Origin of the sequence: Halomarinibacterium sedimenti, from assembly GCF_019312585.1 — a bacterium.
Taxonomy (GTDB): domain Bacteria; phylum Bacteroidota; class Bacteroidia; order Flavobacteriales; family Flavobacteriaceae; genus Halomarinibacterium; species Halomarinibacterium sedimenti.
Map to the genome: position 1 here is coordinate 1 of NZ_JAHWDP010000012.1, position 4,094 is coordinate 4,094.

Consider the following 4,094-nt stretch of genomic DNA (forward strand, 5'->3'; position numbering starts at 1 on the left):
CCAATTATATTCCACGTGTCGTGGTACCCATCGCCATTGGGGGTCATAAACTGTGGATAGTCCACTACCCCTACCTCAAGGGTCACACTACCACATCCATGAGCATCGCTTATGGTGATGATATGCGTCCCAGGATCCACTCCCGTAAAGGTATCACTATCCTGATAAGGTCCACCATCCAATTGGTATATCCACTGGCCACTACCAGACTCTACACTCACCACAATGGTATGCTCATCGGCAAAGGCCCCACTGGTCACCTCGGCACTGTATACCAAGGGTGGAGATGATATCACTACCGTAGTTACCGCCTCAGCCTGACAGCCCGTCGATAGCTCCGTCACCAAAACACTATAGCTCCCTCCGCTTAGCGCTAACAACGAAGGACCTATCTCATTGGGTAAAATCTGCCCGTCAAATGACCATACAAAAGTGTAGAACTGTGGGTCTAGACCCGTATCCAACAACGGTGGGGATGCTGCACCAGATTCCTCCTCTATAGGATTCCCATTGGCATCCACACAAAGCCTGTAGCTCTCCTCCAATAGGAAAGGTGGCAGTTGCTCTACCTTTAATATCACAGGGGTCACAGCATAACAGGCACGCTCATCCTCTGGGTCTATCGTATTGGTCACCCTAGCGTAAATCTCCTGAGGGTTCACAATATTTGTATATATATTTGGAAGCGGATTAATGCCCAATTCAGCATCTGCCTCACTACCGTGATAGGTAAGGATAAACTGACTTGGATCCTGCCCATTCAATATCTCCTCTGCCAAGGCCGCTGCCTGTGCATCCAACTCTGTTGGATTATTGGCATCTACTATAAGGGTGAAGTCCCCATAGCCATCACTAGGGGCCCGATTGTCACAAATAATATACGCCTCGATAGGCTCAGTGGCCGTAGCGCCTTCCTTCACTATTAAATCAAAACTTAAACTTACTTCCTCTGTATCGGGATCTTCCATACTGGCCACATAACACTGGGTCTCTTGATTCAATATCCCTACATAAATGGTCGTCGCAACTGTATTATAAGGATACGGCGTGTCTGATGCTATCGTGTTGATATTACCCTGCGCATCGGCTAAAGTCTCATAGTACGTCACCTCATAGGTATGGTTGGGATCCTGGAATGAAAGTATCTCTGCATCCTTGGTATTCAATATTATAAACGCCTGGCCCGTAAAAGGTACCTGACAGTTCTCAACATCTGCTATCTCAAAGGTATCCTCCGGAAGAGGATCTACAATAAGCTCCAAAGGAACTATCGTATAACAAGGCAACTCCCCTGGGGGAACGTCCTTGGTCACACGTGCATAGACCACCTGGCTATTAGGCACCGTGTTAATGTATGGACTTATAAGCTCAGTCCCCACAACACCTGCCTCGGCAGCATCCAATGTATCGTAATAGAATATATTGATGTTGGGCTCGCCGTCACGAATCTCGTTATCCTTCAAGGTTAAATCAAAAATACTAATGCCATCCCTGTAATCTTCATCATCGGGAGCACCACCACTACCATCGCATACCCGAAGCGCCGTTGGCTCTGCAGGACTAGGATTGGGAAGTACACGAAGGGTCACATTGGTACGGGACTCACAATCTGCCTGAGTAAAAACACTTACATAAATATCCTGTGGATTGACCGTATTCTGATACGCCGTAGGATCCACTATGGGAACATTGTTGTTCTGATCATCCAAACTCGCATAATAGAACACAGACCAACTGCCATTGCCCTGGGTAATGGCATCATCGTTCAACGTTAAATCAAAGGTGCTTATCTGGTCATTAAACGTACTACCATTTTCCTGGTCATCACACTCCACCATCTCAAAAGGACCTGTACCTAATAACGGTAATGGATCTACCCGTAAGGTAAACTCCGTCACTCGTGCACAACCCGTAGATAAATCTTCTACACGAACCCAAACATCTTGCTCGGGAGTCACTATGTTTACATAGGTGCTAGGATTGGCTATAGCATTAATACCTGCCTGAGCATCCGATAAACTCTCGTGATAACTCACACCGTAAAGCGTAGGGTCATTGCCCGCCAAAGCTGGTGCCGTATTGGCCTCTAAGTTAAACTCCGCAAAACCATCTCCATCATCGTCACACCTAAACATGGGATTGATAAAAGTCGAGGCATCCGGCACAGAGGGTAACAACTCCACCCGCAATTCCAACGCTACAATGGTATAACAGGCATTGACTCCCGGAGGAACATCATTGGTCACTCGTGCATAAATAATCTGGGAAAATGGAACAATATTGGTATAGGGACTCAACAACTGATCCCCAGGATCTGCCGTCTGTGCATCCAACAAAGAACCGTAGTAAACAACACTCACAGGCTCCCCATTGGCAATCTCAGCATCCTTGTCTGTAAGCATAAAATTATCGTAAAAACCATCGTTGTCCTCATCACACGCTACCAAAGGGGTAGGCTCCGGAGCACTAGGGTTGGCTTCTACATTAATGAAAAAACTCGTATATGCTGGACAACTCTCTTCACTTAGTACCGTCACAAATATCTCTTGCTGTGGCGTTATAACATTTTGATACGCCGAAGGAGTGGCAATAGGAATATCATTGGCCTGGTCACTAGCAGTGGCATAATAGGTCACCGTTAAATCGGGATTGCCCATATCGATCACCGAGGTGTTCTGCGTTAAATCAAAGGTCGATAAACCGTCCGTAGTGGTACTGCCCCCTATCTCATCATCACACAAATACAAATCATTACCCGTACCTATGGAAGGGAAAGCCCCTACCTCAAGCTCAAAAGAGCTAATCCTAGCACAACCCGTAATCAAACTCTCCAAACGCACCCATATGGTCTGCCCACCGCTCAAAAAGGAATCGGCCGGAGCAATCGCATTGATAGGCGCCTGTGCATCTGCTAATGAAGTATAATACGTGATAGGTAGAACATAATCATTTGGGTCCTGAACACCCAACACATAAGGATCGTTCTGCGTTAAATCAAACAACGCCTGACCATCTCCATCATCATCACACTCAAACATAGGGTCAATAAATTCTTCCGTTGGTGCATCGGGTAAAGCTATCACAATAAGCTCCAACTCCACTACCGTATAACAGGGCAAAATCGCAGGAGGAGCATCACGCGTCACACGTGCGTACACAATCTGGTTGCCCGGAACAATGTTTGTATAAGGACTTAGAAGCTCTGTCCCAGGTAATCCCGCCTGGGCTTCTGCCAAGGTCTCATAATATAATACCGATACATTGGGATCACCATCGATAATCTCTGTATCGCGCTGGGTCAAATCGAATCCACTCGATATACCATTGTCAAAATCGCCCGTAGTGTCCTCATTGTCACAAAGCTCAAGAGGTTCCGGTGACATATTGGGAGAAGGGTTGGGAAGTACCGTAATGGTCATCGTTACCACTGTGCGACAGCCATACTGGCTCTCTATCCTTGCAACAACCGTCTCGGGGGTCATCACATTCTGGTACATCGTAGGGTCAGCAATAGGATTGTCCGCTACCTCGTCCCCAGGGGTCGCATACCACGTCACTACCAAATCTGGATCGCCGCCCGTAAGGACAATGTCCTGAGAGGTCAAATCAAAGGTGCTTATCTCATCGGTAGGCGTGCTACCGTTTAGCTCATCATCACACAAATACATCTCAAAAGGACCTAAATTAGGAGGTAAAGGATCCACAATAAGCTCCAAGGGAACAATATCGTAACAACCACTAGCACCATTGTTAGGACTCACACTATTGCCGTTACCAACCACCAAAATATAAATCGTCTGGGGGTTAGACGTGTTGATGTAATCCGTAGGATCCGGTATCGCCTGCGAAAAATCTGGAGCTGTCAAGGCAACATCCCCAGCGGCTATCGCATCCAACTCGTCTTCATAATAGTACAAATCAAACTCCAAGGGATCCAAACTGCCCAATACCTCCGCAGCTACTACCGTTAAATCAAAACTCGTAAATCCATCGGCTACTGCATCATCACACAATCGCAAAGGGCCCGAAGGCTCCGTAGCCACAGGACTAAACCTAACTTCCAACAACAACTCTACTACCGAATAACAACTGCT

1 protein-coding gene is annotated in these 4,094 nt (G+C 46.9%); it reads right to left on the reverse strand.

Going from position 1 to position 4,094, the window contains the following annotated elements; all coding sequences use genetic code 11:
- The coding region (locus KXJ69_RS13595) for an FIDD domain-containing protein (RefSeq protein WP_506737247.1) at window positions 1-4,094 on the reverse strand (4,094 nt) is incomplete at both ends.